This window comes from Vibrio sp. VP6 (assembly GCF_028823755.1).
GTDB classification, from domain to species: Bacteria; Pseudomonadota; Gammaproteobacteria; order Enterobacterales; family Vibrionaceae; genus Vibrio; species Vibrio parahaemolyticus.
Map to the genome: position 1 here is coordinate 53,889 of NZ_JAPEID010000009.1, position 23,308 is coordinate 77,196.

Annotated in this window: 21 protein-coding genes; 15 read left to right on the forward strand and 6 right to left on the reverse strand. The window is 44.8% G+C overall.

The features are described from left to right. Positions 1–2: 2 nt before the first annotated feature. The 5 genes from znuA (at position 3) to OU793_RS08185 (ending at position 8,073) form a co-directional block, all read left to right on the forward strand. A complete protein-coding gene (gene znuA / locus OU793_RS08165) occupies positions 3–881 on the forward strand; it encodes a zinc ABC transporter substrate-binding protein ZnuA (protein WP_020904106.1) in 879 nt (292 codons plus the stop codon). 210 nt (positions 882–1,091) lie between these two features. Then, positions 1,092–4,463 (forward strand): AraC family transcriptional regulator, encoded by a 3,372-nt coding sequence (locus OU793_RS08170; protein WP_193237408.1) that lies wholly within the window; start codon positions 1,092–1,094, stop codon positions 4,461–4,463. Positions 4,464–5,342: 879 nt separating this feature from the next. Continuing rightward, on the forward strand, positions 5,343–5,570 hold the full coding sequence (locus OU793_RS08175; RefSeq protein ID WP_005455496.1) for a FeoA family protein: 228 nt from the start codon (positions 5,343–5,345) through the stop codon (positions 5,568–5,570). Beyond that, complete coding sequence (gene feoB / locus OU793_RS08180; RefSeq protein ID WP_015296399.1) at positions 5,570–7,846, forward strand: Fe(2+) transporter permease subunit FeoB; 2,277 nt, start codon at positions 5,570–5,572, stop codon at positions 7,844–7,846. The genes OU793_RS08175 and feoB overlap by 1 nt, the downstream gene beginning before the upstream one ends. Continuing rightward, positions 7,843–8,073: a FeoC-like transcriptional regulator gene (locus OU793_RS08185; protein ID WP_005455490.1), complete on the forward strand. Its 231-nt coding sequence runs from the start codon at positions 7,843–7,845 to the stop codon at positions 8,071–8,073. The genes feoB and OU793_RS08185 overlap by 4 nt, the downstream gene beginning before the upstream one ends. Before the next feature lie 117 nt (positions 8,074–8,190). Here the strand turns inward: OU793_RS08185 and OU793_RS08190 are convergent, their stop codons facing one another. Both OU793_RS08190 and argS read right to left on the reverse strand, forming a co-directional pair. Continuing rightward, complete coding sequence (locus tag OU793_RS08190) at positions 8,191–8,619, reverse strand: HIT domain-containing protein (protein WP_193237407.1); 429 nt, start codon at positions 8,617–8,619, stop codon at positions 8,191–8,193. Between the two features lie 125 nt (positions 8,620–8,744). Beyond that, positions 8,745–10,478: an arginine--tRNA ligase gene (gene argS, locus OU793_RS08195; RefSeq protein ID WP_047733901.1), complete on the reverse strand. Its 1,734-nt coding sequence runs from the start codon at positions 10,476–10,478 to the stop codon at positions 8,745–8,747. Between the two features lie 220 nt (positions 10,479–10,698). Here argS and OU793_RS08200 point away from each other — a divergent pair, with 220 nt between their 5' ends. Further along, the gene (locus tag OU793_RS08200; RefSeq protein ID WP_023624131.1) at positions 10,699–11,298 is read left to right on the forward strand and encodes a VOC family protein; all 600 of its coding nucleotides are present in this window, start codon (positions 10,699–10,701) and stop codon (positions 11,296–11,298) included. Between the two features lie 74 nt (positions 11,299–11,372). Here OU793_RS08200 and purU read toward each other — a convergent pair whose 3' ends face one another. Beyond that, on the reverse strand, positions 11,373–12,206 hold the full coding sequence (purU, locus tag OU793_RS08205; RefSeq protein WP_005478783.1) for a formyltetrahydrofolate deformylase: 834 nt from the start codon (positions 12,204–12,206) through the stop codon (positions 11,373–11,375). A gap of 217 nt (positions 12,207–12,423) precedes the next feature. Between purU and OU793_RS08210 the strand changes: the two genes are divergently transcribed. The 7 genes from OU793_RS08210 to rnd all read left to right on the forward strand — a co-directional run bounded on the left by OU793_RS08210 (position 12,424) and on the right by rnd (position 19,902). Further along, positions 12,424–14,334: an ATP-dependent DNA helicase gene (locus OU793_RS08210; RefSeq protein WP_017448734.1), complete on the forward strand. Its 1,911-nt coding sequence runs from the start codon at positions 12,424–12,426 to the stop codon at positions 14,332–14,334. A gap of 56 nt (positions 14,335–14,390) precedes the next feature. Further along, positions 14,391–15,092 (forward strand): tRNA (adenosine(37)-N6)-threonylcarbamoyltransferase complex dimerization subunit type 1 TsaB, encoded by a 702-nt coding sequence (tsaB, locus tag OU793_RS08215; protein ID WP_159404165.1) that lies wholly within the window; start codon positions 14,391–14,393, stop codon positions 15,090–15,092. A 51-nt stretch (positions 15,093–15,143) separates the two neighbouring features. Further along, complete coding sequence (locus tag OU793_RS08220; RefSeq protein ID WP_005478797.1) at positions 15,144–15,449, forward strand: hypothetical protein; 306 nt, start codon at positions 15,144–15,146, stop codon at positions 15,447–15,449. Between the two features lie 39 nt (positions 15,450–15,488). Further along, positions 15,489–16,046, forward strand: a complete 558-nt coding sequence (locus OU793_RS08225) for a Slp family lipoprotein (RefSeq protein ID WP_005478780.1) — start codon at positions 15,489–15,491, stop codon at positions 16,044–16,046. Positions 16,047–16,051: 5 nt separating this feature from the next. Continuing rightward, positions 16,052–16,906, forward strand: a complete 855-nt coding sequence (locus tag OU793_RS08230; protein ID WP_053315501.1) for an alpha/beta fold hydrolase — start codon at positions 16,052–16,054, stop codon at positions 16,904–16,906. Between the two features lie 106 nt (positions 16,907–17,012). Continuing rightward, positions 17,013–18,704, forward strand: a complete 1,692-nt coding sequence (gene fadD / locus OU793_RS08235; RefSeq protein WP_005455511.1) for a long-chain-fatty-acid--CoA ligase FadD — start codon at positions 17,013–17,015, stop codon at positions 18,702–18,704. A 79-nt stretch (positions 18,705–18,783) separates the two neighbouring features. After that, entirely contained in the window at positions 18,784–19,902 is a 1,119-nt protein-coding gene (gene rnd, locus OU793_RS08240) for a ribonuclease D (RefSeq protein WP_031831962.1), read from the forward strand. Positions 19,903–19,989: 87 nt separating this feature from the next. On the opposite strand, the gene minE is transcribed toward rnd, so the two are convergent. Genes minE through minC form a run of 3 tightly spaced genes read right to left on the reverse strand, consistent with a single transcriptional unit; the run spans position 19,990 to position 21,748 of the window. Next, a complete protein-coding gene (minE, locus tag OU793_RS08245; RefSeq protein ID WP_005458079.1) occupies positions 19,990–20,253 on the reverse strand; it encodes a cell division topological specificity factor MinE in 264 nt (87 codons plus the stop codon). Positions 20,254–20,255: 2 nt separating this feature from the next. Further along, a complete protein-coding gene (gene minD / locus OU793_RS08250) occupies positions 20,256–21,068 on the reverse strand; it encodes a septum site-determining protein MinD (RefSeq protein WP_005458081.1) in 813 nt (270 codons plus the stop codon). Positions 21,069–21,085: 17 nt separating this feature from the next. Next, positions 21,086–21,748, reverse strand: coding sequence for a septum site-determining protein MinC (gene minC, locus OU793_RS08255; protein ID WP_140081633.1), 663 nt, complete (start codon positions 21,746–21,748; stop codon positions 21,086–21,088). 197 nt (positions 21,749–21,945) lie between these two features. On the opposite strand from minC, the gene OU793_RS08260 reads away from it, so the two are divergent. Both OU793_RS08260 and OU793_RS08265 read left to right on the forward strand, forming a co-directional pair. After that, positions 21,946–22,230 carry a YcgL domain-containing protein gene (locus OU793_RS08260; protein ID WP_005460544.1) on the forward strand — a complete coding sequence of 95 codons (285 nt, stop codon included), beginning with the start codon at positions 21,946–21,948 and terminating at the stop codon, positions 22,228–22,230. A 44-nt stretch (positions 22,231–22,274) separates the two neighbouring features. Continuing rightward, complete coding sequence (locus OU793_RS08265; RefSeq protein ID WP_140103101.1) at positions 22,275–23,246, forward strand: lytic transglycosylase domain-containing protein; 972 nt, start codon at positions 22,275–22,277, stop codon at positions 23,244–23,246. Positions 23,247–23,308: the final 62 nt, after the last annotated feature.

A 23,308-nucleotide genomic window follows, 5' to 3' on the forward strand; every position in this document is an offset into this window, starting at 1 on the left:
CTATGAAAAGAGCTTTAATTCTTGCTGCTTCAGCAATGTTAACCTTGCCAGCGCAGGCGATAACAGTACTTACAAGCATTAAACCGATCCAACTGATGGTGACTGAACTGACGGAAGGCGTCTCTACTCCTGAAGTGCTAGTTCAGTCAAACGCATCACCACACGATTATTCGCTGCGACCTTCTGATGTAAAAAAAGTCGCGTCTGCGGATTTGGTGATTTGGTATGGTCATGATTTGGAGCCGTTTCTTGAAAAAGTCGTATCAAATAGATCTAGTACACTGACGCTAAGCGAAATACCAAATCTAGCGCTTCGTGAGTTTGATAGTGAGCATTCGCATGATCACGACGGTCATGACCACGGTAGCCATGACCCGCACTTTTGGTTAGGTATTAAACCGGTTAAACAGGTTGCCCAAGCTGTTGTGAACAAATTGGTGGAAATCGATCCAGCTAATGCGAAAATGTACAGCAACAATCTTGTTAAATTTGAAGAACAGCTTGCGGCTAAAGATAAGGAAATAGAGCAGCAGTTAGCACCAGTGAAGACCCAAGGATACTTCGTTTTCCATGATGCGTACGGTTATTTTGAAGAGCGTTACCAGTTAAATAATCTAGGACACTTTACGGTGACTCCCGACCGAAAGCCGGGTGCCAAGACGCTGATTCAGATCAGAAAAACATTGGGAGCAGGTAACGTGGCTTGTGTGTTTTCTGAACCTCAATTTACACCAGCCGTTGTCGAGAGTGTGATGCGTGGCAGCAATGTGGCCAAAGGCGAGCTTGACCCATTAGGCAGCACGATCAAAGTGGAGCCAGGCAGTTACTTTAACTTGTTAGGCAACATGGCTGACAGCTTTGAGCAATGTTTGGCTAAATAAGAGTAATTAGTTGTAGTTTTGCGGATGAAATGTCTCTTTTACGTGATCTAGCAGTAAGAATTACAACCTTTGGCAAGACGAACCTTTTCTATAAAAGGAATTGAGATATCATTATCAATAATTAGCGGCTCAAAATAACCCTACTCACAAGAGCTACGGAAGGCCTATAGGGAGTTGAGTTGATATAAATTGATATATAAGGTTTTCGTCTTGCTTCGCCAACTTGTCCTGATTTTCTGGGGACTCTTCATATCATCTCAAGCATTTGCGCTGAATAACGCAAATGCCATCTTTTACCCTTTGCCTACTCAGGTTAAGGGCACTTTTATTGCTGCGAAAAAATTGTTCTTGGGCGAGCAAGGTGGGCTATGGATTCATGACGTACATGGCCGCGTTCTTTTTTATGACGGCCAGAATGTTCTGCCAAAATCAGGCAGTTTTTTGCAAACGACCGCAAAGCAGCTTGCGTATCATCAAGGGTCATTCTGGACCTTTGTCGAAAATGAGGTTTATCAGACCTACCCAAACAAAGAAAGGCAGTTGGTCTTTAGCCTTAACCCCGGGTCGCAAATTAGAAAAATAGGTTCATCAGGTGATTATATTTGGGTCAGTGATGGCGCACATTTTTATACCTACAACATCAAAACCAATGAACTTGATTCATTTTCACTGCTTCAACTTTATCAACATAGCAATAATAGTTATGTGTACATCAATGATGCGATTCTGATCGAGACCAAATGGGCGTTGGCTACAACATCTGGTGTCTATCTCTCTGAAGGTAATAAATTTGATCATGTGATTTCATCCGGTCAAAACTACATTGAAAAAGTGTACTACTCGCATACGAGACGCGAGATATTGGTTGGCACCTTAAAAGGCGCGTTGATCTTCAATATTTACGAGCCGAACAAAGAGATCGTCAAAATTGGCGGCTCCCACGTACTGACGTTTTCAGAGACCAATCAAGAGTATTGGGTTGGTACTGAGCACGGTTTGTATCTCTACTCGTTTTTAACAGGTGAAATTACTGAAGTTGAGCCTGCGAGCTTCTTAGAGTTAGAACTCGATAGCACTAAAATTTATTCCTTACTTAGCGACAACATGGGCGGAATGTGGATAGCGACCAACCAAGGCATTCGTTATTACTCTTTGTTCAGCAAAAAATTTGAGCGAGTCACCTTTAGTAGTTATGACTCGCAAACCTTATCTGGTCGTATCAGACAAACGGTAACTGGGCCAGATGGTGTGCTTTGGTTTGCCGATGACCGCAAACTGTATCGTTCTGGCGCGGAAGGGATTGTAAAAGTCTTAGAATTAGATTCTCAAATTAACGAATTTGCGTTCCAACGAGGCATGTTATGGCTTGCCACTTCAAAAGGTTTGGAGATATTCCAATTGGAGGGGCTGAAAAAGGTTAGCTTCCCTTATTTACAAGTAATGGCTGGGCATGCTGTTGAGCATATTGCTCTAGACGACACAAACCGTTTGTGGGTATCCAGCGGTTACCAACTTTACAACGTTGATATCGACAAGCAATCCGTCAGAAACTTTGGTAGCGAATGGATCGTGAGTCAGTACTTACCAGCTAAAGTGACGCGCTTATATGATACCGAAGATAAACTTTTTATTGGTACGGATCACGGCATTTATGAATACGATGATGAACGTATTCGTTTCAATCGTTTCTCGGAAAAATATGGCGAGTCGCTAGATATAGTGACAGCGGCGGATGGCTCTCAGTGGTTTGCCTCTTCCTATGGGTTGTTTAAAACAGTGGCTGGTGGAGAAGCCAAGCAAGTCTTGGAGATGAGTGTTGCGAATGCTCGTCCGGCGTGTTTGATCAGTGATGCGAAAGGTGTGTGGCTTGCATCTTCTGTTGGGTTGAGTTACTACCGATTGTCCGGTGAGTTAGTTAAACACTATTCATCTGCATCGGGCTTGATTAATAATGAGTTTATTCCTGGGATATGTAGCGTAGTGAAACGCACAGAAGATGGCGAACGTGAACTTGTTTTAGGCTCAAAATATGGATTAGTTAAAGCAGAGGCTTCAAAACTATTGGTGTCAAACCCGCCAGAATCCCGCTTTATTGTTAGCCAAGTGATGCTTGAAAACGATGTAATCCAAGTGGGGAGTTCCGACCTTGATGGGATTAAGCTGCCTTATGGTTCTTCGCTGAGTTTTCTCTTTGGCATCATGCCTAAACCGGATAGCCAGAACCTTTACTACCGCTTAAACGAAGACGATCGATGGCAGACTTTAGAAGGGGGTCAGTTAACCTTAGAGCACCTCAACTCTGGGGAATACCACCTTCAAGTGAGTAACGAGTCACAGGTAACGGCGGGCGTTGTTGGCTTAGAGTCTCGTTTTGAAGTGCTCAAACCATGGTATCTATCCCAGCTTGCGATATTAGGCTTTCTCGTCTCAATTTCTACGCTTATCGGCCTTATCATGTACTGGCGTTCACGATATGTCATGCAAGCAAACCGAGAGCTTGCTGCTCAGGTCACTCTAAAGACCAACCAACTAAGGCATCAAAGCCGCGTATTATTGACGAGTAACCAACAGTTAAGAAAGCAAATTCAGGTTAGAAATCTATTAGTTGACCATGTTGCTCAGTCTATAAAAACCAGCGTCGATTATATCTCGTCAAAATTGCCTGTGGAGAGAGATTCCATCACAGAGGATCACGTATCAAAAACTTACTGGCAGCTGAATGAGCTTAAAAGTGCTCCAGGTGATGCGAGTAACGGCAGTCAAAACTACAACCTAAGCCAAATTACGCAATCTGTGGTGGATGTGTGGCGAGACGATTTCGCCAAAGCGGGGATCTCTGTGGAGTTAGAGGATGAGAACAAGTCTAGCCGTATTGCTCTAGAGAGTTTCAATCTGGATGTTATCTTTAACAGTATCTTTGCCAACATCATCAAGCGCTCTTTCCGAGGTCAAGCCGTTAAAGTGATGCTAGAAGAGGGACGGGACATTGTCTCACTCAGCTTTTTGGATTACGGAACGCAATTGCCAAATAAACTTTCTCTAAGTCGTCCTGCTAATAACAATGTGGACTTGAGTATCGACAATCTTTCGCAGTTGGTTACGGTGAGTGGAGGGCACTTAGCGGTGTTCACTTCTGATGCGCAGAATAAAATTGAGATTACTTGGCCGATGGCCAAAGAGTTGAGCCATGTTGAGGAAGTTTTACCAGAATTTGTGCCAGAAAACATCGTCGAAGAGAAAGCCAGTCCAGAGAATGAGTGGCTACAAAAGGTTTATCAGTTAGTTGCTGAGCATTACCATGACCCTGATTTTGGTACTGCGACAGCGGCTAAGATGTTATTTATGTCTGAACGTAGTTTACAACGCCGCTTTAAGTCGGCCTCGTCAAGAACGTTAAAAGATTATTTAACGGAGGTACGGTTAGAAACTGCTTGTGAACAGTTACTCGCAGGTGAAAAAATCAGTGAAGTGGCTTTCAACTGCGGTTTCAATGATCCTTCTTACTTCAGCCAGAAGTTCAAGTTACACTTTGGTTTACCTCCATCAAAGTTCGCGATGGAACAAGACAATCACGCAAATTAGCCTCCAATCTTTCGAACATCGTTAATAGTTACAACACGGATGTTATCTAAGTCACCTCCTCTCGTTTAATGGCGTGATTCGTTCTGATACCGCAACTAAACCATTCTAGTCGCCTCGGGCTACGCAGCGTTCTGTTTTTTTGAGTTGTTCTGAGTAAGTAAAGCATCTGTACTTTCTTATGTAGTTCGCAGCACCAAAGAGCTGCAATGCCTTTGTGTTGTTAGGCTAGAGTTTTTTTGCCTAATTTAGGCGTTGTGATAGGTAAGTGAAACATCAATGCACAGCGTTGTAGCAGTTTGTTTTCGCCAAACAGCACATATAAATAGGATATAGAAAGCTTAACTAAAGTGCTTCTAGTTACAGGAGGTTGGTTGTTAAAGGTTTAAATCGGGAGTAGAAAAGAAGTGAAAAAAAATATCGTGGTATAGCCGGGGGGACTATACCACGGGTGTCAATGACACCTTCGCTTGCTGCCGGAGTGACATGTTGCCATGCCACCTCTGGAATTCTTTTAAGAGGTTGCCCTCTCGATGGAATAACTATACGAGACCTTACTTATTTTTCTTATAAAAATAACGACAGGTTGATATGAGAAAAGCGACAATGTTGATTTTTGATTTTAAATTGTTGATTTTAGAAGATAATATTTATTCTGCTTAGGCGGTGTTAAGTTTTTGTTTCTTTTTTATGGTTTTCAAAATGTCGATTTTGACGAAAATGACGAGGTGAAACTTAACGGAGTTAACGTTCAAAATATGAAAGGCAATTATGGAATCTTTGATTTCACACAATGAATGGAAGGGTATAGAGGAGTATTATCGCAGCCTAAATAGTCTTAAATAATAATATTTATCATTAGCAATACTCTTAAGGGCCACTATGAAATTATCAGAAATTAAACCTGGCGATACGGTGACAATTCGTTTGTTAGATGGTCTTTCATCAGATATTAGAAAAAAGCTTATGGTAATGGGGCTACTTCCGAACACAGAAGTTAAGGTGATCAGACGCGCGCCGATGGGAGACCCACTACAAGTTGAGGTACGCGGTGTATCTGTTGCGTTAAGAGAAACCATTGCTCAAAAAATTGAAGTGGAGCGAGTGTAATGCAGTATCAAGTTCTTACCGTAGGTAACCCAAACAGCGGTAAAACCACTCTTTTTAATGGTTTGACTGGTGCCAAACAGCAAGTCGGTAACTGGGCGGGTGTGACTGTTGAGAAAAAAACGGGTCAATTTAAGCACGCGGGTGATGAGTTTTTACTGACGGACTTACCGGGCATTTACTCTCTGGATAGCGGTAACGATAGTAACAGTATCGATGAATCCATCGCTTCTCGTGCGGTGTTGACGCACCCAGCTGATTTGATCATCAACGTGATTGATGCCACCAGCTTAGAGCGCAGTCTATATATGACGCTGCAACTTCGTGAGCTTGGTCGTCCGATGGTTGTTGTTCTCAACAAAATGGATGCGTTAAAGCGTGAACGTCAGATGATCAACATTGCTGAGTTAGAAAAGACGCTAGGTTGCCCAGTGATCAGTTTGTCTGCCACTAATAAAGCACAAGTTGCTGAGTTTAAAGAAAAGCTCCACAAAGCCATAGTTCAGGGTGTTGCGCTAAAAGACCGCTCTTTGAATTACGGCGATAAGATGGAAGCAGCGATCGAGCATATTTCTTCTCTATTTAACGATCAAACCGTTTCTCATCGTGCATTAGCGATCCGTGCTCTAGAAAAAGACACGATGGTTCTCAATAGCCTTTCCGATCTTGATAGAAGCAAAGTACTGGAAGCGATTGCGACTTTAGATTTGGATATTGATTTACACGTTGCGGATACTAAATACACTCATCTGCACGAACAATGCAAAAAAGTTCGCCGCAGTGAAGGCAAACTCAGCCGCAGTGTTACCGAAAAACTTGATCAGTTTATTTTGAACAAGTGGGTGGGGATTCCATTCTTCTTTGTTGTGATGTACCTAATGTTTATGTTCTCGATTAACATTGGTAGTGCATTTATCGATTTCTTTGATATCGGCGTTGGCGCACTTTTGGTTGATGGCGGTCATCACCTATTGGATGGTCATTTGCCAGTTTGGCTTGTGACGGTTATTGCCGATGGTATTGGTGGCGGTATCCAAACGGTAGCGACCTTTATTCCTGTCATTGCGTGTTTGTATTTGTTCCTAGCTGTGCTTGAGAGTTCGGGTTATATGGCTCGCGCTGCGTTTGTACTCGATAAAGTGATGCAGAAAATCGGCTTGCCGGGTAAAGCGTTTGTGCCGTTGGTTCTTGGTTTTGGTTGTAACGTGCCGTCAATCATGGCAACACGCACTCTAGACCAAGAACGTGAGCGTAAGTTAGCGGCATCGATGGCGCCATTTATGTCATGTGGTGCTCGTTTACCTGTATATGCACTGTTTGCGGCGGCGTTCTTTCCTGGTTCTGGTCAAAACATTGTCTTTGCACTTTATCTATTAGGTATTGTGGCTGCGATCTTCACCGGTCTTTTCTTAAAGCACACTCTTTACCCTGGCAGCAGCGATAGCTTAGTCATGGAAATGCCGGACTACGAATTGCCAACATTGCAAAACGTCGTGATCAAAACTTGGCAAAAGCTTAAGCGCTTCGTGCTAGGTGCAGGTAAAACCATCGTTGTGGTTGTTGCTATCCTAAGTTTCCTAAACTCGTTGGGTACAGATGGCAGCTTTGGTAATGAAGACAGTGAAAATTCTGTACTTTCTAAAGCGGCACAAGTGGTAACGCCAGTGTTTGCGCCAATTGGTATTCAAGAAGATAACTGGCCAGCAACAGTTGGTATTATTACCGGTATTTTCGCCAAAGAGGCGGTCGTTGGTACGCTAAACAGTTTGTACACGTCGCCAAGTGATGGTGAAGAAGCAGAGTTCGATCTGATGGGTAGCCTAAAAGATGCGGTAATGAGTATTCCTGAGAACCTTGCGGGCTTGAGTTACTCTGATCCATTAGGCATTGAAGTGGGTGATCTAACAGATTCAAATGCAGTTGCAGAAGAACAAGAAGTGGATGAGTCTATCTTCGGCAACATTAAGTCTCAGTTTGTTTCTGGTCATGCAGCGTTTGCTTACTTGATCTTCATCTTGTTGTACACACCATGTGTTGCTGCGATGGGGGCGTATGTACGTGAATTTGGCCATAACTTCGCACGCTTTATTGCGGTATGGACGATGGGTTTAGCTTACCTATGTGCAACGTTCTACAATCAGTTGACGCATTTCTCTGAAAGCCCAATTACTAGTGGTGTCTGGATGGCAATTATTGTTGCAATCTTCATCGGAACTTATCACGTATTCAAACGTATTGGTAAAAAACAACATGGTGCGTTAGAGGCGCAAGTCGCATGATTTTAAATGAGCTTTATCAATATATTGCAGACAAAGGGACGGTCTCACAGTCTGAGCTGGCTAAGCAGTTTGGAATGAGTGAAGATGGCGCGGATGCAATGTTAAGCGTGTGGATCAAGAAGGGTAAAATTAGCCGCTTGGTTGATACCAATAAAGCTCGAGATGTGATGCGTGTGCGTTATGCCGTGACAAAACAAGACGAGTTGTCACTCACTGTTACTATGTAGTGGCTCATCAACCAAAGTTTACAAATAATAAAGCCGCGTCATTTCTGATGCGGCTTTTTCGTTTCTAATCAATAGCCTTGTCGCTGGCAAGCAAATCTCATAGCGGCTGAATATTAATTAAGCTTTATGGAAGATCGAGCTTAGCGACAATACATTTCCAATACGTTTGAGAATCTCATCTTGTTCTTTTTCGCTACGAAACTCGCCGCTTGTGTTTCCCCAAATCGGCTCTGGCCATGCAACGTCGTCCTTAAAGCGTGCGATATGATGAATGTGTAGCTGCGGCACCATGTTACCAAGTGCGCCAAGATTCAACTTGTCAGGGCGGAAAGTCGCTTCGAGCGCTTGGCTTACCGCTTGTGACTCAAGTAAAAACTGTTGCTGCTCTTTCATCGGTAAGTGGTGCAATTCTTTTAAGTTGGCACGTTTAGGAACTAAGATGACCCACGGCACTGCATTATCTTTATGTAGAAGTGCAACGCAAAGAGGGAAGTGGCCGATTACTGTGGTGTCTTTTGCCAATTGAGGGTGCAGTTCAAAACTCATTGTGGATATCCGATTCATTTCAATTTGAATTAGTATACGTCATATAAAACAAAAGGTTGACGCTTTCACGTCAACCTTTGCAATCATTCAGCTTGTGCTACTTAAGTTATCAACTTAAAAGCGGCTTACATGCGTTCTAGCGTTTCGATACCTAGTAGCGATAAACCTTGCTTGATGGTTTTCGCTGTTAGGGCTGCCAGTTTTAGACGGCTTTGCTTAACGGCTTCATCTTCTGCTACTAGAATTGGGCATGCTTCGTAGAAGCTTGAGAATTGACCCGCTAGTTCAAATAGGTAGCTACACATGATGTGCGGTTGGCCTTCACGAGCAACAGATTGAACGGCTTCTTCAAATTGTAGAAGTTTAGCGATAAGCGCTTTTTCTTTTTCGTCAGTGATTTGGATATCACCTTGAAGTTCATCCATCGCTACACCAGCTTTAGCAAAGATAGAGGCAACGCGAGTGTATGCGTATTGCATGTATGGCGCTGTGTTACCTTCAAACGCTAGCATATTGTCCCAATCGAACACGTAGTCAGTAGTGCGGTGTTTAGATAGGTCAGAATATTTAACCGCTGCCATCGCAACTGTTTTAGAGATCTTCTCTTTCTCTTCAGCATCTAGCTCTGGGTTCTTAGATTCGATCAACTGTGCAGCACGAACTTCGGCTTCATCAAGAAGGTCCGCCAAACGAACTGTACCGCCCGCACGAGTCTTGAATGGTTTACCGTCTTTACCAAGCATCATGCCGAAAGCGTGGTGCTCAAGAGATACAGACTCAGGTACGTAGCCTGCTTTACGAACGATAGTCCAAGCTTGCATTAGGTGCTGGTGCTGGCGAGAGTCAATGAAGTAAAGTACGCGGTCTGCGCCTAGTTCTTCGTAACGGTATTTCGCACATGCGATATCCGTTGTGGTGTATAGGAAGCCGCCGTCGCGTTTCTGAACGATAACGCCCATCGCTTCGCCGTCTTTGTTCTTAAACTCTTCTAGGAATACAACTTGCGCGCCGTCATCTTCAACCGCAAGACCTTGTGCTTTTAGGTCCGCTACGATCTTAGGTAGCATGTCGTTGTACATGCTTTCGCCCATTACGTCATCACGAGTTAGAGATACGTTTAGACGATCGTAGTTGCGTTGGTTTTGGATCATGGTTATGTCAACCAGCTTCTTCCACATTTCTGCGCAGAATTCATCGCCGCTTTGCAGTTTCACTACGTAGTTACGTGCTTTCACCGCGAATTCTTCATCTTCGTCGTACAGCTTTTTAGATTCACGGTAGAAGCCTTCAAGGTCCGCCAGTTCCATAGAAACTTCGCCAGACTCTTGTTGTACACGCTCAAGGTTTGCGATAAGCATACCGAACTGAGTACCCCAGTCGCCGATGTGGTTCGCGCGGATCACTTTGTGACCTAGAAACTCAAGCGTACGTACTACCGCATCACCGATGATGGTTGAACGTAGGTGACCAACGTGCATTTCTTTTGCAACGTTTGGTGCTGAGTAGTCAGCGACGATAGTTTGAGCTTCTTCAGCTGCAACGCCAAGGCGTGAGTCAGCCAGTGCTGCGTCAGCTTGTTTCGCTAGGAACTCTTCGCTTAGGAAAATGTTGATGAAACCAGGGCCAGCGATTTCTGTTTTGCTCGCAATACCATCTAGGTCTAGAACATCCAGTACTTTCTGTGCAAATTCTCGAGGGTTAGTACCCAGTTTTTTAGCAACGCCCATTACGCCGTTTGCTTGGTAGTCACCAAATTGTGGCTTTGCTGATTGACGAACAGCAGCAGGGCTTCCTGCAGGTGCGCCAGCGGCTTCTAGAGCCTGAGATACTTTGTCATTAATAAGTGCTTGGATATTCACACGCGTTTCCTTCAATTCAAGGACGAAGAACTCGGCAAAATAGGCGCCGAGTTCTGTTGGAGTTCACAAAAATGGGGCTAATGATAACAACTTTATTGCTTTTCATACAGAGAGGATTTGGGGAAATTTTTACTTTTTCGATTGAATGGAAATGTCACTTTGTTTGCGTTTACTATTGCGCTCAGAGTAAAGAGATAAATCGCCCCAAAAGAGAACCACAATGACTATTCAACTTGTTGAAAAACGCCTTACGCCTGAACTAATGCTCCAAGACTTAGATGTCTTCATGGGCAAGATTGAAGAGCTTGCAACCCTGTTAAAACTGGATCTGAGCTTTGCTCAAGCTGACCATATTGCATTGCGTATTAATGACCCTGAAACGGCAAAAGCTGCGCATGAGGCATGGAATCAATACGGCAAGGTGATTTCACAAGCGAAAATCAACGGTCGTCCAATTATCGTCATCGAATTCGACACAGCACTCGAAAGCCGCGGCTGGAAGATTGAGTGTCTGGAATTGCCATACCCAGCCGAAGGGAAAACCTATCCAACCGAAAGTTGGGAGCACGTGGAGTTTGTGATTCCATCTCATGCGGAAACCGCAGACGAGTTTTTGGCGGACTTGAAACACACTTATCCAGCGTTTGGCGCGCGTTTTGATGAGTTAGAAGAATTGGGTGTGAAGATCAAATTATCGAGCCCGAAAGGGGAAGGTGAACGCTTGAACAACCCAACCGTGGCGTTTAAGTACCAAGGTATTTGTATCAAGCTGCATCCGCATTCGCTCAAGCGTATAGTGGAGTCTGAGCAGGCGGAATAAGCAAATTTTGAACGACTAGAAAGAAGAAAGGGTTGCAAATGAGCAACCCTTTCTTTCATTCAAATGCGATGAACTTAAAGAATCACCGTCTTATTCCCATAAACAAAAACGTGATCGTTAATTACCTTATTCAGAGCTTTACTCAAAACATTCTTCTCAACATCGCGGCCTGCTTGAGCCATATCTTGTGCGCTGAATGTGTGATCGACTGGAATAACATCCTGCTTGATGATCGGGCCTTCATCTAGGTCGTTTGTCACGAAGTGGGCTGTTGCGCCAATAATTTTTACGCCACGGTCGTAAGCTTGCTGATAAGGCTTAGCACCGATGAAAGCAGGCAAGAAACTGTGGTGAATGTTGATGATCTTATGGCGGTATTTTTCAACAAACGTTGGCGTGAGAACGCGCATGTATTTCGCTAGCACCAAGTAATCTGCATCGTATTGATCGATCACCTCTAACATCTTTTGCTCGTGTTCTTCACGGCTTAGATCTTCGTGCGTCACATAGTGGTAAGGGATATCAAAACGTTCAGTGAGGCCTTGCAACTTATCGTAGTTACCCACCACGGCGGCGATTTCTACATCTAAACTCCCATCGTAATTTTTCATCAGAATATCACCTAAACAGTGTGCTTCTTTTGTTACGAGAATCACGATGCGTTTACGGCGAGAGCCAATGAGAGTGCGTTTTGCACCTTGCGGTAGAGCTTGGTCTAAATCGGCAAGAAACGTTTGGTCGTTGAAGTACCCCTCCAACTCCGTTCGCATGAAAAAGTGCCCACTGGTGTTATCAACAAATTCGTTATTATGAACGATGTTTAGCTGATGTTTGTAACAGATATTAGTAATTTTAGAGATCAAACCCGGTGCGTCAGAACAATGGGTCAACAGTGTTTTCTTTTCCATAAATCAGATACTTCCATGCATTATTTTTCTAGCGTACGAAATATGTGTTTTCCCCAAAAGGGTCAACCGTACAGCAATCTGACTTCATAAATAATCTATTCTTGCCATGGTTTCAACAAATTATCAGTGTTGGGCCGTAAGCTGGCCATCTTACGGGCTGATGTCTCTCCCAAACGTCTGATATACTCACGACAATTTTTCTAACCAGATGTCAGGCATGATCGCAAAAACATTTTCCTCTGATGGCGCTTTAGGTAAAGCGATTCCGGGTTTTCAGGCTCGTCAGCCACAAATAGACATGGCTGAAGCCGTCAGTAGTGCGATCAAAGAACAAAGTCAGTTGGTGGTAGAGGCAGGAACTGGTACCGGTAAAACATTTGCCTATCTTGTCCCAGCGCTGTTGAGTGGGAAGAAAGTCATCATCAGTACTGGCTCGAAAAACTTGCAAGAGCAGTTGTACCATCGTGACCTACCGCTGATGGTCAATGCGCTCGGTTTTTATGGTCAAGTGGCGTTATTGAAAGGGCGTTCCAACTATTTATGTTTGGATCGCTTAAGTCGCCAGATGGTAGAAAGCCACACCAACGAATCCGACCCAACATTGTTGACTCAATTGGTGAAGGTGAGGTCTTGGTCTTCAGAGACAAAAACCGGTGACTTAGGTGATTGTGAAGATTTGCCTGAAGACAGCATGATCATCCCAACGATTACCTCGACAAACGATAACTGTTTGGGGAAAGAGTGTCCCAGCTATACTGATTGCTTTGTCTTGAAAGCTCGTAAACGCGCAATGGATTCTGACATCGTCGTGGTGAACCATCACTTGTTTCTCGCGGATTTAGCCATCAAAGAGACAGGTTTTGGTGAGTTGATCCCAGAAGCCGATGTCTTTATTTTCGACGAAGCTCATCAGCTACCAGACATTGCCAGTGAATATTTCGGGCAATCGGTATCGAGTCGCCAAATTCATGACCTCGCCAAAGACATTGAAATCGCGTATCGCACCGAAGCAAAGGACATGCGTCAGCTGCAAAAAGTGGGGGATAAACTACTTCAAAGTGCGATGGATATGCGCATCGTTCTTGGTGAGCCGGGTTTTCGTGGCAACTGGCGAGAAGCGATGCAGTCTGAATCCATTAAGCGCGAATTGGTTCGTTTAACTGACAGCCTAGATCTGGCGATTGATGTACTCAAATTGGCACTTGGTCGCAGCCAATTGTTGGATACGGCTTTTGAGCGTGCGAACTTGATCAAAGGTCGAATCGATCGTGTGTGTGATGTTGATATCACCGGCTACTCTTACTGGTACGATACGTCACCGCGTCATTTTACTCTGCATATTACTCCGTTATCGGTGGCAGATAAGTTCCATGAACAAATTGAAATCAAGCAAGGTGCCTGGATCTTCACCTCGGCAACGCTTGCGGTTTCTGGTGACTTTAAGCACTTTACCGATCGTCTCGGCTTAAAACCTAAACAACAGTTTTCGCTGCCATCGCCATTTGATTATGAAAAGCAGGCTCGCCTTTGTGTGCCTCGTTATCTTCCTGAGCCAAACAGCCCAGGCTTAGCGGACAAATTGGTGAGAATGTTAGCGCCAGTCATTGAAGAAAATGACGGTCGTTGTTTCTTCTTATGTACTTCTCACAGCATGATGCGTGAGTTGGGAGAGAAGTTCCGTGAGGTGTTGGATCTTCCGGTTCTTATGCAAGGTGAAATGAGCAAGCAAAAGACTCTTGCAGAGTTTATGGAGCTGGGTAACGCTTTGCTTGTGGCGACGGGGGCGTTTTGGGAAGGGATCGATGTTAGAGGTGACGCACTGAGCTGTGTTATCATCGACAAATTGCCGTTTACTGCCCCGGATGATCCGCTGCTAAAAGCCCGAATTGAAGATTGTCGATTGCGTGGTGGTGAGCCGTTTGCTGAAGTGCAAATCCCCGATGCGGTGATCACGTTAAAGCAGGGCGTAGGGCGTTTGATTCGAGATCAGAAAGATCATGGTGCATTGATCATTTGTGACAATCGCCTTGTCACCCGTGACTATGGCGGCACGTTCCTTGGAAGCTTGCCACCGATCCCAAGAACACGAGATTTAGAACGTATCAAAGCGTTTCTTAAAGCAGAATAATTAGTCGCAGCCTGTGCTGTGATGTAACCAAATAAAATAGAGTTTTAGAGAGTTAAATGAGCGCAAAAATTCTTGCTATCGATACCGCAACTGAAAACTGTTCAGTTGCACTACTGGTTAATGACCAAGTGATTTCACGCAGCGAAGTGGCACCTCGTGACCACACGAAAAAAGTGCTGCCAATGGTTGACGAAGTGCTGAAAGAAGCGGGTCTAACTCTACAAGACTTGGATGCACTAGCGTTTGGCCGTGGCCCTGGTAGCTTTACTGGTGTTCGTATCGGTATTGGCATCGCTCAAGGCCTAGCATTTGGTGCAGAACTGCCGATGATTGGTGTTTCAACATTGGCTGCGATGGCACAAGCAAGCTACCGCCTGCATGGTGCAACTGATGTCGCTGTAGCGATTGATGCGCGCATGAGCGAAGTTTACTGGGCACGTTATTCTCGCCAAGAAAACGGCGAATGGATGGGTGTTGATGAAGAATGTGTGATTCCACCAGCTCGTTTGGCGGAAGAAGCACAAGCTGACTCTAGAACGTGGACAACAGCTGGTACAGGTTGGTCTGCGTATCAGGAAGAACTGGCGGGCCTGCCGTTTAACACTGCAGACAGTGAGGTATTGTACCCTGACTCACAAGACATTGTGATTTTAGCTAAGCAAGAACTAGAAAAAGGCAATACGGTTCCTGTTGAAGAATCTAGCCCGGTTTACCTGCGTGATAACGTGACTTGGAAGAAGCTTCCAGGCCGCGAATAATTAGGAAAAAAATAAAGACGGGGCGGTAGCCCTGTCTTTTTATGGAGCGTTATGGCGTCGATTAATGGTTTACCTCCTTCACTGATACCCGGTACCAACCGTACCAATAAAGTGGGTAAAAAAGGGCAGGTAAAGAAAGCTCAAAATAAGCAGTCCGTTGGTCAACCTTCAAAGGTGGCAAACGCAGTCGCGCATTCCATAAAACAAGTTGATGAGTCCCAAATTCATCGTGCTCAAGTACAATATGATTTGCCGGAAGGTAATGCTCGCAAAGCCATGGAGCAGTACATGGATGTCATGAATCGAGCAAAAAAAGAGGAACTGGCTCAACTACTGGGTGTCGATATCTATGTATGAATTTCCTCGAATTGGTATTAGTAGATTAAATGGTGGTTTATGAAGGTTTTTGGACGGTTGTTTTTGGTTTTGGTTGCCGCTTTAGGTTTGTCTGCATGCAGCTCTCTTCCTGAAGAGTTGAACGCTAGTACGGAGCAAGTCGTTACCGACTATAAGGCCTTTGCTGAGTCTCAAGGAGAGCTCACGAATGATGTTCGCCTTGGCGGTATCATTGCGAAAGTGGACAACTTCAAAGACAAAACACGCCTAGAGATCGTCAATCTACCTATCAATAAATCGGGCAAACCTGATATTGACCAAGAGCCTACGGGTCGTTTCGCCGTGTATTTTGATGGCTACTTAGAACCCGTTGCATTTAGCCAAGGCCGTTTGGTGACGATTGTGGGCAAAGGGGCCGGTGAAGAAGAAGGCAAAATCGGAGAGCATGAGTACGTGTTCCCATTAGTAAAAGGGCAGGGGTATCGCCTGTGGAAGATTGAAGAACGAGTGAGAATGTATGACTCTCCTACGTATTTCTATCCATGTTATTCCATCAACTGCCGCATGCTGCGTAATGATTTTCCACAAGATGGCAAAGTAATCAAACAGGTGAAATAAACCAGATGCATGAGCGCCGATTTACTCTCCCAACGGGAGAAATGGCCGCCCTTGAAATAGGTAATGAAAAAACGGCTGACTTGTCAGTCGTTTTTCTTCATGGGTGGTTAGATAATGCCGGAAGCTTCAAAGCGTTGATGGAGCAAATTCATCAATTGAACCCGAAGCTGCATTTGTTAGCTGTCGACCATTTTGGCCACGGCTTATCCAGTCACAAATCCCGCGACAATTATTACCCTTTTCATGATTACATTGCCGATATGTATCAGTTATTGGACGAATTATCGCCAAACAGACTCATGTTAGTGGGGCATTCTCTTGGTGCTTTAATCGCAAGTTGCTATAGTGCAGCGTTTCCTGAACAGGTCGAAGCATTAGTGCAGATTGAAGGTACGGGCCCTTTAACGGAATCTCCTTCAAATAGTTTACAGCGTCTTCGCAATGGTGTGTTAAGTCGAATCCGACAGCAAAACAAACCAGAGCGTGCGTTGGCATCTTTCGATCTGGCGTTAAAATTGCGCATGCAAGCCAACCAATTGAGTGCTGATCAGCTTTTGCCCATTGTGGAGCGAGGGACTGAGTATCGCGACAACAAATGGTACTGGCGACATGATGCCAAGTTAAAGTGTGATTCACTTTACCGCATGGCTCGCGAGCATGCGAATTCGATCACCAGTCAAATACGTTGTCCTCATCTGATCGTATTAGGCGATCAAGGATTTCAGCATTTACCATCTAGCCAAGTTGATTGGGGAGAGAATCCACCGCAAGTGGTTTCTGTCGCAGGTGGTCATCACTGCCATTTAGAGCAAATACTCGAAGTCGCAAAGCGAATTCTTGGTGTAGTTAACAAAATTTAAACAAGTGTTTGAGAGTTGCGTGCTCAAGCACGTTCGCTGTGCTGTAATAGCCCTCAAAATAAAAAGGACGCTATTTTTTAGCCAGTTATAAACGAGGAGTAACATCGTGGATAAACCATGGCTTTCACGTTATCCAAGTGACGTACCTGAAACCATCAATCCAGAGCAATATGAGTCTTTGGTAGAAATGTTCGAACAGTCTGTACAAAAGTATGCAGACCAGCCAGCATTCATGAACATGGGCTCGGTAATGACCTTCCGCAAGTTGGAAGAGCGTAGCCGCGCATTTGCCGCTTACCTGCAAAACGAACTGAAATTGCAAAAGGGTGACCGTGTTGCTCTGATGATGCCAAACCTACTGCAATACCCAGTAGCGTTGTTTGGTATTTTGCGTGCAGGTTGTATCGCTGTAAACGTAAACCCTCTCTACACTCCTCGTGAACTTGAACACCAATTGAATGACTCTGGTGCCACGACGATTGTGATTGTGTCTAACTTTGCCAATACACTAGAGCAAATCGTAGATAACACACCCGTGAAACACGTGGTGCTAACTAGCCTTGGCCAAATGCTGCCACGTGCGAAAGGTACGATTGTCGATTTCGTGGTGAAATACGTAAAAGGCATGGTTCCTAAGTACGATCTACCGGGCGCAATTTCAATGCGTAAAGCGCTGCGCAAAGGTCGTCGTCTGCAATACGTGAAGCCGTTTATGTCTGGTGATGATATTGCATTTCTGCAATACACTGGTGGTACTACGGGTGTCGCAAAAGGTGCAATCCTAACGCATCGCAACATGATTGCGAACGTGCTTCAGGCGAAAGGGGCTTACGGTCCTGTACTTTCTCCAGGTCGTGAATTAGTGGTAACCGCATTGCCGCTTTACCACGTGTTCGCACTGACAGTGAACTGTTTGCTGTTTATCGAAATGGGCGGTCGTAACTTACTGATTACCAACCCGCGTGATATTCCCGGATTTGTAAAAGAGCTGCAAAAGTACCAATTCACAGCGATCACAGGTGTGAACACCTTATTCAATGCGCTAGTGAACAATGAAGATTTCCATGAGTTGGACTTCAGTAACCTTCGCTTGGCTGTTGGTGGCGGTATGGCAGTTCAACGTGCTGTTGCTGAGAAATGGCTGAAGACCACAGGCTGCTACCTGCTTGAAGGCTATGGACTTACTGAGTGTTCACCGTTAGTTGCGGCTTACCCGCATGACCTGGTTGAGTACAACGGTTCTATCGGTCTGCCAGTTCCTTCGACAGAAGTTCGTATGGTTGATGAAGAAGGCAATGTACTGCCAAATACTGGTACAGGTGAGCTACAAGTTCGTGGCCCTCAAGTAATGCAAGGTTACTGGCAACGTCCGGAAGCAACTAAAGACACCATTAACGAAGACGGTTGGCTATCAACGGGTGACATCGTTAAGTTTGATGACGAAGGCTTCCTGCACATTGTTGACCGTAAGAAAGACATGATCTTAGTATCAGGCTTCAACGTTTACCCGAATGAAATCGAAGACGTTGTCGCTCTGCACGGCAAAGTTCTTGAAGTGGCTGCTATTGGTCAACCGCATGAAGTGTCTGGTGAGTTGGTGAAGATCTACGTTGTAAAACGTGACCCGAGCTTAACCAAAGAAGAAGTGATTGCACACTGTCGTCAGCATCTAACGGGCTACAAGGTTCCAAAACTGGTTGAGTTCCGTGAAGACTTACCGAAGACCAACGTAGGTAAGATCTTACGTCGTGTACTTCGTGAAGAGAACGACGCAGAACTGGCAAAGAAAAGCGCGTAAGCCGATTTCGTTGAGTCGCCAGAATTAAAAAATGATAGAATGCCAGCGTTTTGCTGGCATTTTTTATAGCGAGAAGCATGTGAATTATCAGATTATTACTAAAAACAAAGACCTAGAACAAGTTTGTGCTCAAGCAAGAGACGCAGATGTCGTAATGCTGGATACCGAGTTCGTACGTATCAGGACTTTTTATCCGCAACTAGGTTTGATTCAGCTTTTCGACGGCAAGCACTTGTCCCTTATCGATCCGACAGAATTAACGGACATGACATCTTTCATCGAACTATTGAAAGATGCATCGGTACTTAAAGTGCTTCACGCCTGTGGCGAAGATTTAGAAGTATTCCAAAATGCATTTGGTTGTACGCCATTTCCAATAGTCGATACACAGTTAATGGCGGCGTTTCTTGGCCACGGGCTGTCAACAGGTTTCGCAACGCTGGTGGAAGAATACTTAGGTGTTGCGTTGGACAAGAGTGAATCTCGCACCGACTGGATGGCTCGTCCTCTCACGCAAAAGCAACTTGATTATGCAGCGGCAGACGTTCACTACTTGTTGCCACTTTACGAAAAATTGCTCGATAAAGTCACTGAAGCTGGTTGGTGGGAAGCGGTGCAGCAAGAGAGCGACTTGTTGGTTTCCAAACGCATTCGCGAAACCAACGAAGAAAATGCGTACCTTGATATTAAAGGAGCGTGGCAACTTAAACCGTCAGAGTTAGCTGTGTTAAAGCCGCTAGCGACTTGGCGTTATCGTGAAGCAATCAAGCGCGACTTAGCACTAAACTTCATCTTCAAAGAGGGTGATTTGCTAACGGTTGCTCGTTTAGGTTTAACAAGCTTTAAAAAGATGGAAGCGGAAGGGATGGATAGCCGCGCGGTCAATCGTCACGGTACTAAAATTGCGGCCATCGTGAAAAAGGCTAAGCAAACGCCACCAGAAGAATACCCAGCTAAAATTGATCGCCTGATGGATTACCCTGGCTATAAGCAGGTTTTCAAAAACATGAAAGATGTCGTGAAAAGTGCTGCGCAAAAATCAGGGTTAGCGACCGAGTTTTTAGCATCGAAAAAGCAGATTAACCAGCTCATCAGTTGGGTGTGGAAGAAGGATCGTGACCCTGCGCGCTTGCCTGATGTTATGCAAGGTTGGCGTCTAGAGTTATTGGGCGAAAAAATGAATAAGGCGTTGAAATAAGCGCAAACTAAAAAGGTTGACCAAATGGTCAACCTTTTTTCGACACGTACATTGTTGTGCGCTGCGTATTGCGTTGAGAATAAAGCCTTACTTCTCGTCGTCAGGCAGTTTCACGTTGAGCTCAAGTACAGAAATGTCGTCATCCTTATGCTCAAAGGTTAAATCAACCATGTTCGGGTCAATGTCTACGTATTTACTGATCACCTTCAGAATGTCTTCTTTAAGCTGAGGTAAGTACGAAGGCGCAGGGTCATTTTGGCTGCGGCGTTCAGCCACGATGATTTGTAAGCGCTCTTTCGCCAGACTTGCAGACGTTTTTTTCTGCGGGCGGAAAAATTCTAATAATGACATGTCTAGCCTCCGAACAGTCGTTTAAAGAGTCCTTTCTTCTCCTCAGTAAGGAAACGAAATTCAACTTGATTGCCTAGTAAGCGATCAACAGTGTCAGAGTACGCCATGCCCGCATCGGTGTTTTCGTCGAATGTGACCGGCACACCTTTGTTTGATGCGTTAAGTACCGCTTGGCTTTCAGGAATCACGCCCAATAGTGGGATGTGTAGGATTTCTTCCACGTCTTCCACACTCAACATTTCACCTTGGTTTACACGCGTAGGGTTGTAACGTGTCAGTAGAAGGTGTTGCTTCACTGGCTCTAGCCCTTGTTCAGCGCGTAGAGACTTAGAATCTAGGATACCTAGAATGCGGTCTGAGTCGCGTACTGAAGATACTTCAGGGTTAGTCGTTACAATTGCTTCATCTGCGTAGTACAACGCCATGAGCGCGCCTTGCTCGATACCTGCTGGTGAGTCACAGATGATGAAATCAAAGCCCATTTCATCTAGCTCAGTGAAAACTCGTTGCACGCCGTCTTTCGTTAGCGCATCTTTGTCACGAGTTTGGGATGCTGGAAGAATGAAAAGATTGTCTGTGCGCTTATCTTTGATTAGCGCTTGGTTTAATGTCGCTTCGCCGTTAATGACGTTCACAAAGTCATAAACTACACGGCGCTCACAACCCATGATTAGGTCGAGGTTACGCAAGCCGATATCGAAATCGATCACCGCGGTCTTATTCCCTTTCAGAGCAAGACCAGAGGCGATGGCTGCGCTTGAAGTGGTTTTACCAACGCCACCTTTACCAGACGTTACTACAATAATGCGTGCCATTTTTTTTCCTTTTTAGACTAAATCGCGAGTACTTCTAAATGTAATGATTCTTCGGCTTTACTGATCATCACTTTCTTTTGCCAGTACTCACTCTCAATTTGATCGCTTAACCAGTAATCGCCCGCAATGGAGACCAGTTCAGCTTGTAAATCGTGGCAAATAATACGCGCTTCCTGCTGACCACTTGCGCCTGCAATAGCACGGCCGCGCAAGGTGCCATGAATATGAATAGAGCCATCTGCAATCACTTCTGCACCAGCGCTTACGTGCGCCAGTACGACTAAATCACCGTCTTTTGCGTAAATTTGCTGACCAGAACGAACTGGCGTACGCACAACTTTAGTCGGCGCTATTTTCGCTGGAGCTTGGCTAGGTGATTTACTTGCAGACATGATGGCGAAGCCAGCTTCTGAGGCAAGGTTTTGTACACGTTTGTCTTTACTGCCCGTTATACCGACTGGAATAAACCCAGCATCTGCGATGCCTTGTTTAAGCGCAGGGAAATCAATGTCGCCTTGTACTTTTGCTATATTGATTACCAAAGGCGCGGATGCGAAGAAAGAAGGTGCTTGAGAAACTTTTTCTTGCAAAAATTCGACAGTATTTGCGATCTCATTGTCAGAAAGGTGTAAAACTGACAAAGTAAAACTGCTACCTTTAAGGTCTGGTGAATGGGTCATCGTGGACTTCTTGCCTCTGTTGAAAGAGCGTTGCCTTAAACTAGGTCTGTCATGTTATATTTCATCCTTTGACGCAGCAAGTTCTCTAGCAGGCAAATAGGCGAATTAATCTCAAATTTGCAATTAAGTTTGCGAGAATTTTACGTTTTCAACTCAATCCGTATTCAAAGCGGGTAAATCAGCATAAAAGGCGTGTCATGCTTTGTTCTATTTATAAAAGCTCGAAAAAAGAAGGTACTTATCTCTATATCCCGAAAAAGGATGATTTTTCACAGGTTCCTGACACCTTAATGCAGATGTTCGGTAAGCCTATTCCTGTCATGACGATTAAACTTGATGGTCGTAAATTGGCACAAGTAGATATCGAAAAAGTGAAGGCTTCATTACAAAATGATGGCTTCTTTCTGCAGGTTCCTCCACCGCCGGAAAACCTATTAGAAAAGTACAAAGAACAAAAAGCTCAGCAAAAGAACGAACAGTAACTCGGCTTCTTTCTGAGACTTCTGCCTTGCTCAAGGAGGGCAATATGAAAAAAATACTGGCTACAATGCTTAGCGTTGGCGTATGTACCTCAGCCTTTGCAAGTAGCGAGGGTTTTGAAGAATACTTAGATAAATTGCGTGCAGAAGCGCGTAACCAAGGTATCTCAGAGCAGGTAATCAGCGCCGCTTTCGCAAATGTTGAATACAAACCGAGAGCAGTAACAGCAGACCGCAACCAACCAGAGAAAAAACTGACGTTGGATGAATACATTCCTCGTGCAGTCCCTGAGTGGAAAGTAAAGCAAGCCAAAGCACTATACAAAGAGCACTATGCGGAGCTTAAGCGCATAGGCGATCAATACGGCGTGCAACCTCGCTTTATTGTTGCGCTCTGGGGGGTAGAAAGTAACTTTGGCAAGTTTACGGGTAACTTCCGCGTAATTGATGCGTTGTCGACGATGGCATTTGAAGGTCGTCGTGAAGAATTTTTCCGCAAAGAGACCATGGCGGCGTTGCAAATCCTTGATCAAGGCCATATCGAGCTAGATAATTTTAAAGGTTCTTGGGCTGGTGCGATGGGACAGTGCCAATTTATGCCAAGCTCTTTCCTACGTTTTGCCGCCGATGGTAACGGAGACGGAAAAAAAGACATCTGGCAATCAGAAGCGGATGTGTTTGCGTCTACCGCTAACTACTTGAGCGAGTCTGGCTGGGACGATAAGTTTACTTGGGGGCGCCGAGTGAAAGTGCCGAAAGGGATTGATCGTAGCCTAGAAGGACGCGGGGCAGAAAAAGGCAAATATCTTCAGGAATGGAGTAAACTTGGCATCACGAAGTACGATGGCAGTCCGTTACCTAAATTGAATGAAGATATCCAAGCATGGCTTATCATGCCTGACGATGAAAACGGTCGTACGTATCTGGTTTACAATAACTATAACGTACTGATGAAGTGGAACCGCTCTTACTACTTCGCGCTTGCCGTCAGCCATCTCGCTGATCGCATTTCATTCTAGTTCGTTAGTAAATACTGTTTTATAGGGGCTCTTCGGAGCCCTTTGTTTTTCCCACATTCTTA

Coding starts and splice junctions, on each gene's coding strand:
- znuA (WP_020904106.1), top strand. CDS start 3: ATGAAAAGAGCTTTAATTCTTGCTGCTTCAGCAATGTTAACCTTGCCA.
- OU793_RS08200 (WP_023624131.1), top strand. CDS start 10,699: ATGACTATTCAACTTGTTGAAAAACGCCTTACGCCTGAACTAATGCTC.
- minE (WP_005458079.1), bottom strand. CDS start 20,253: ATGTCATTATTAGAATTTTTCCGCCCGCAGAAAAAAACGTCTGCAAGT.
- purU (WP_005478783.1), bottom strand. CDS start 12,206: ATGGAAAAGAAAACACTGTTGACCCATTGTTCTGACGCACCGGGTTTG.
- OU793_RS08175 (WP_005455496.1), top strand. CDS start 5,343: ATGAAATTATCAGAAATTAAACCTGGCGATACGGTGACAATTCGTTTG.
- OU793_RS08190 (WP_193237407.1), bottom strand. CDS start 8,619: ATGAGTTTTGAACTGCACCCTCAATTGGCAAAAGACACCACAGTAATC.
- OU793_RS08185 (WP_005455490.1), top strand. CDS start 7,843: ATGATTTTAAATGAGCTTTATCAATATATTGCAGACAAAGGGACGGTC.
- OU793_RS08265 (WP_140103101.1), top strand. CDS start 22,275: ATGAAAAAAATACTGGCTACAATGCTTAGCGTTGGCGTATGTACCTCA.
- OU793_RS08220 (WP_005478797.1), top strand. CDS start 15,144: ATGGCGTCGATTAATGGTTTACCTCCTTCACTGATACCCGGTACCAAC.
- minC (WP_140081633.1), bottom strand. CDS start 21,748: ATGACCCATTCACCAGACCTTAAAGGTAGCAGTTTTACTTTGTCAGTT.
- feoB (WP_015296399.1), top strand. CDS start 5,570: ATGCAGTATCAAGTTCTTACCGTAGGTAACCCAAACAGCGGTAAAACC.
- OU793_RS08210 (WP_017448734.1), top strand. CDS start 12,424: ATGATCGCAAAAACATTTTCCTCTGATGGCGCTTTAGGTAAAGCGATT.
- OU793_RS08225 (WP_005478780.1), top strand. CDS start 15,489: ATGAAGGTTTTTGGACGGTTGTTTTTGGTTTTGGTTGCCGCTTTAGGT.
- OU793_RS08230 (WP_053315501.1), top strand. CDS start 16,052: ATGCATGAGCGCCGATTTACTCTCCCAACGGGAGAAATGGCCGCCCTT.
- minD (WP_005458081.1), bottom strand. CDS start 21,068: ATGGCACGCATTATTGTAGTAACGTCTGGTAAAGGTGGCGTTGGTAAA.
- tsaB (WP_159404165.1), top strand. CDS start 14,391: ATGAGCGCAAAAATTCTTGCTATCGATACCGCAACTGAAAACTGTTCA.
- OU793_RS08260 (WP_005460544.1), top strand. CDS start 21,946: ATGCTTTGTTCTATTTATAAAAGCTCGAAAAAAGAAGGTACTTATCTC.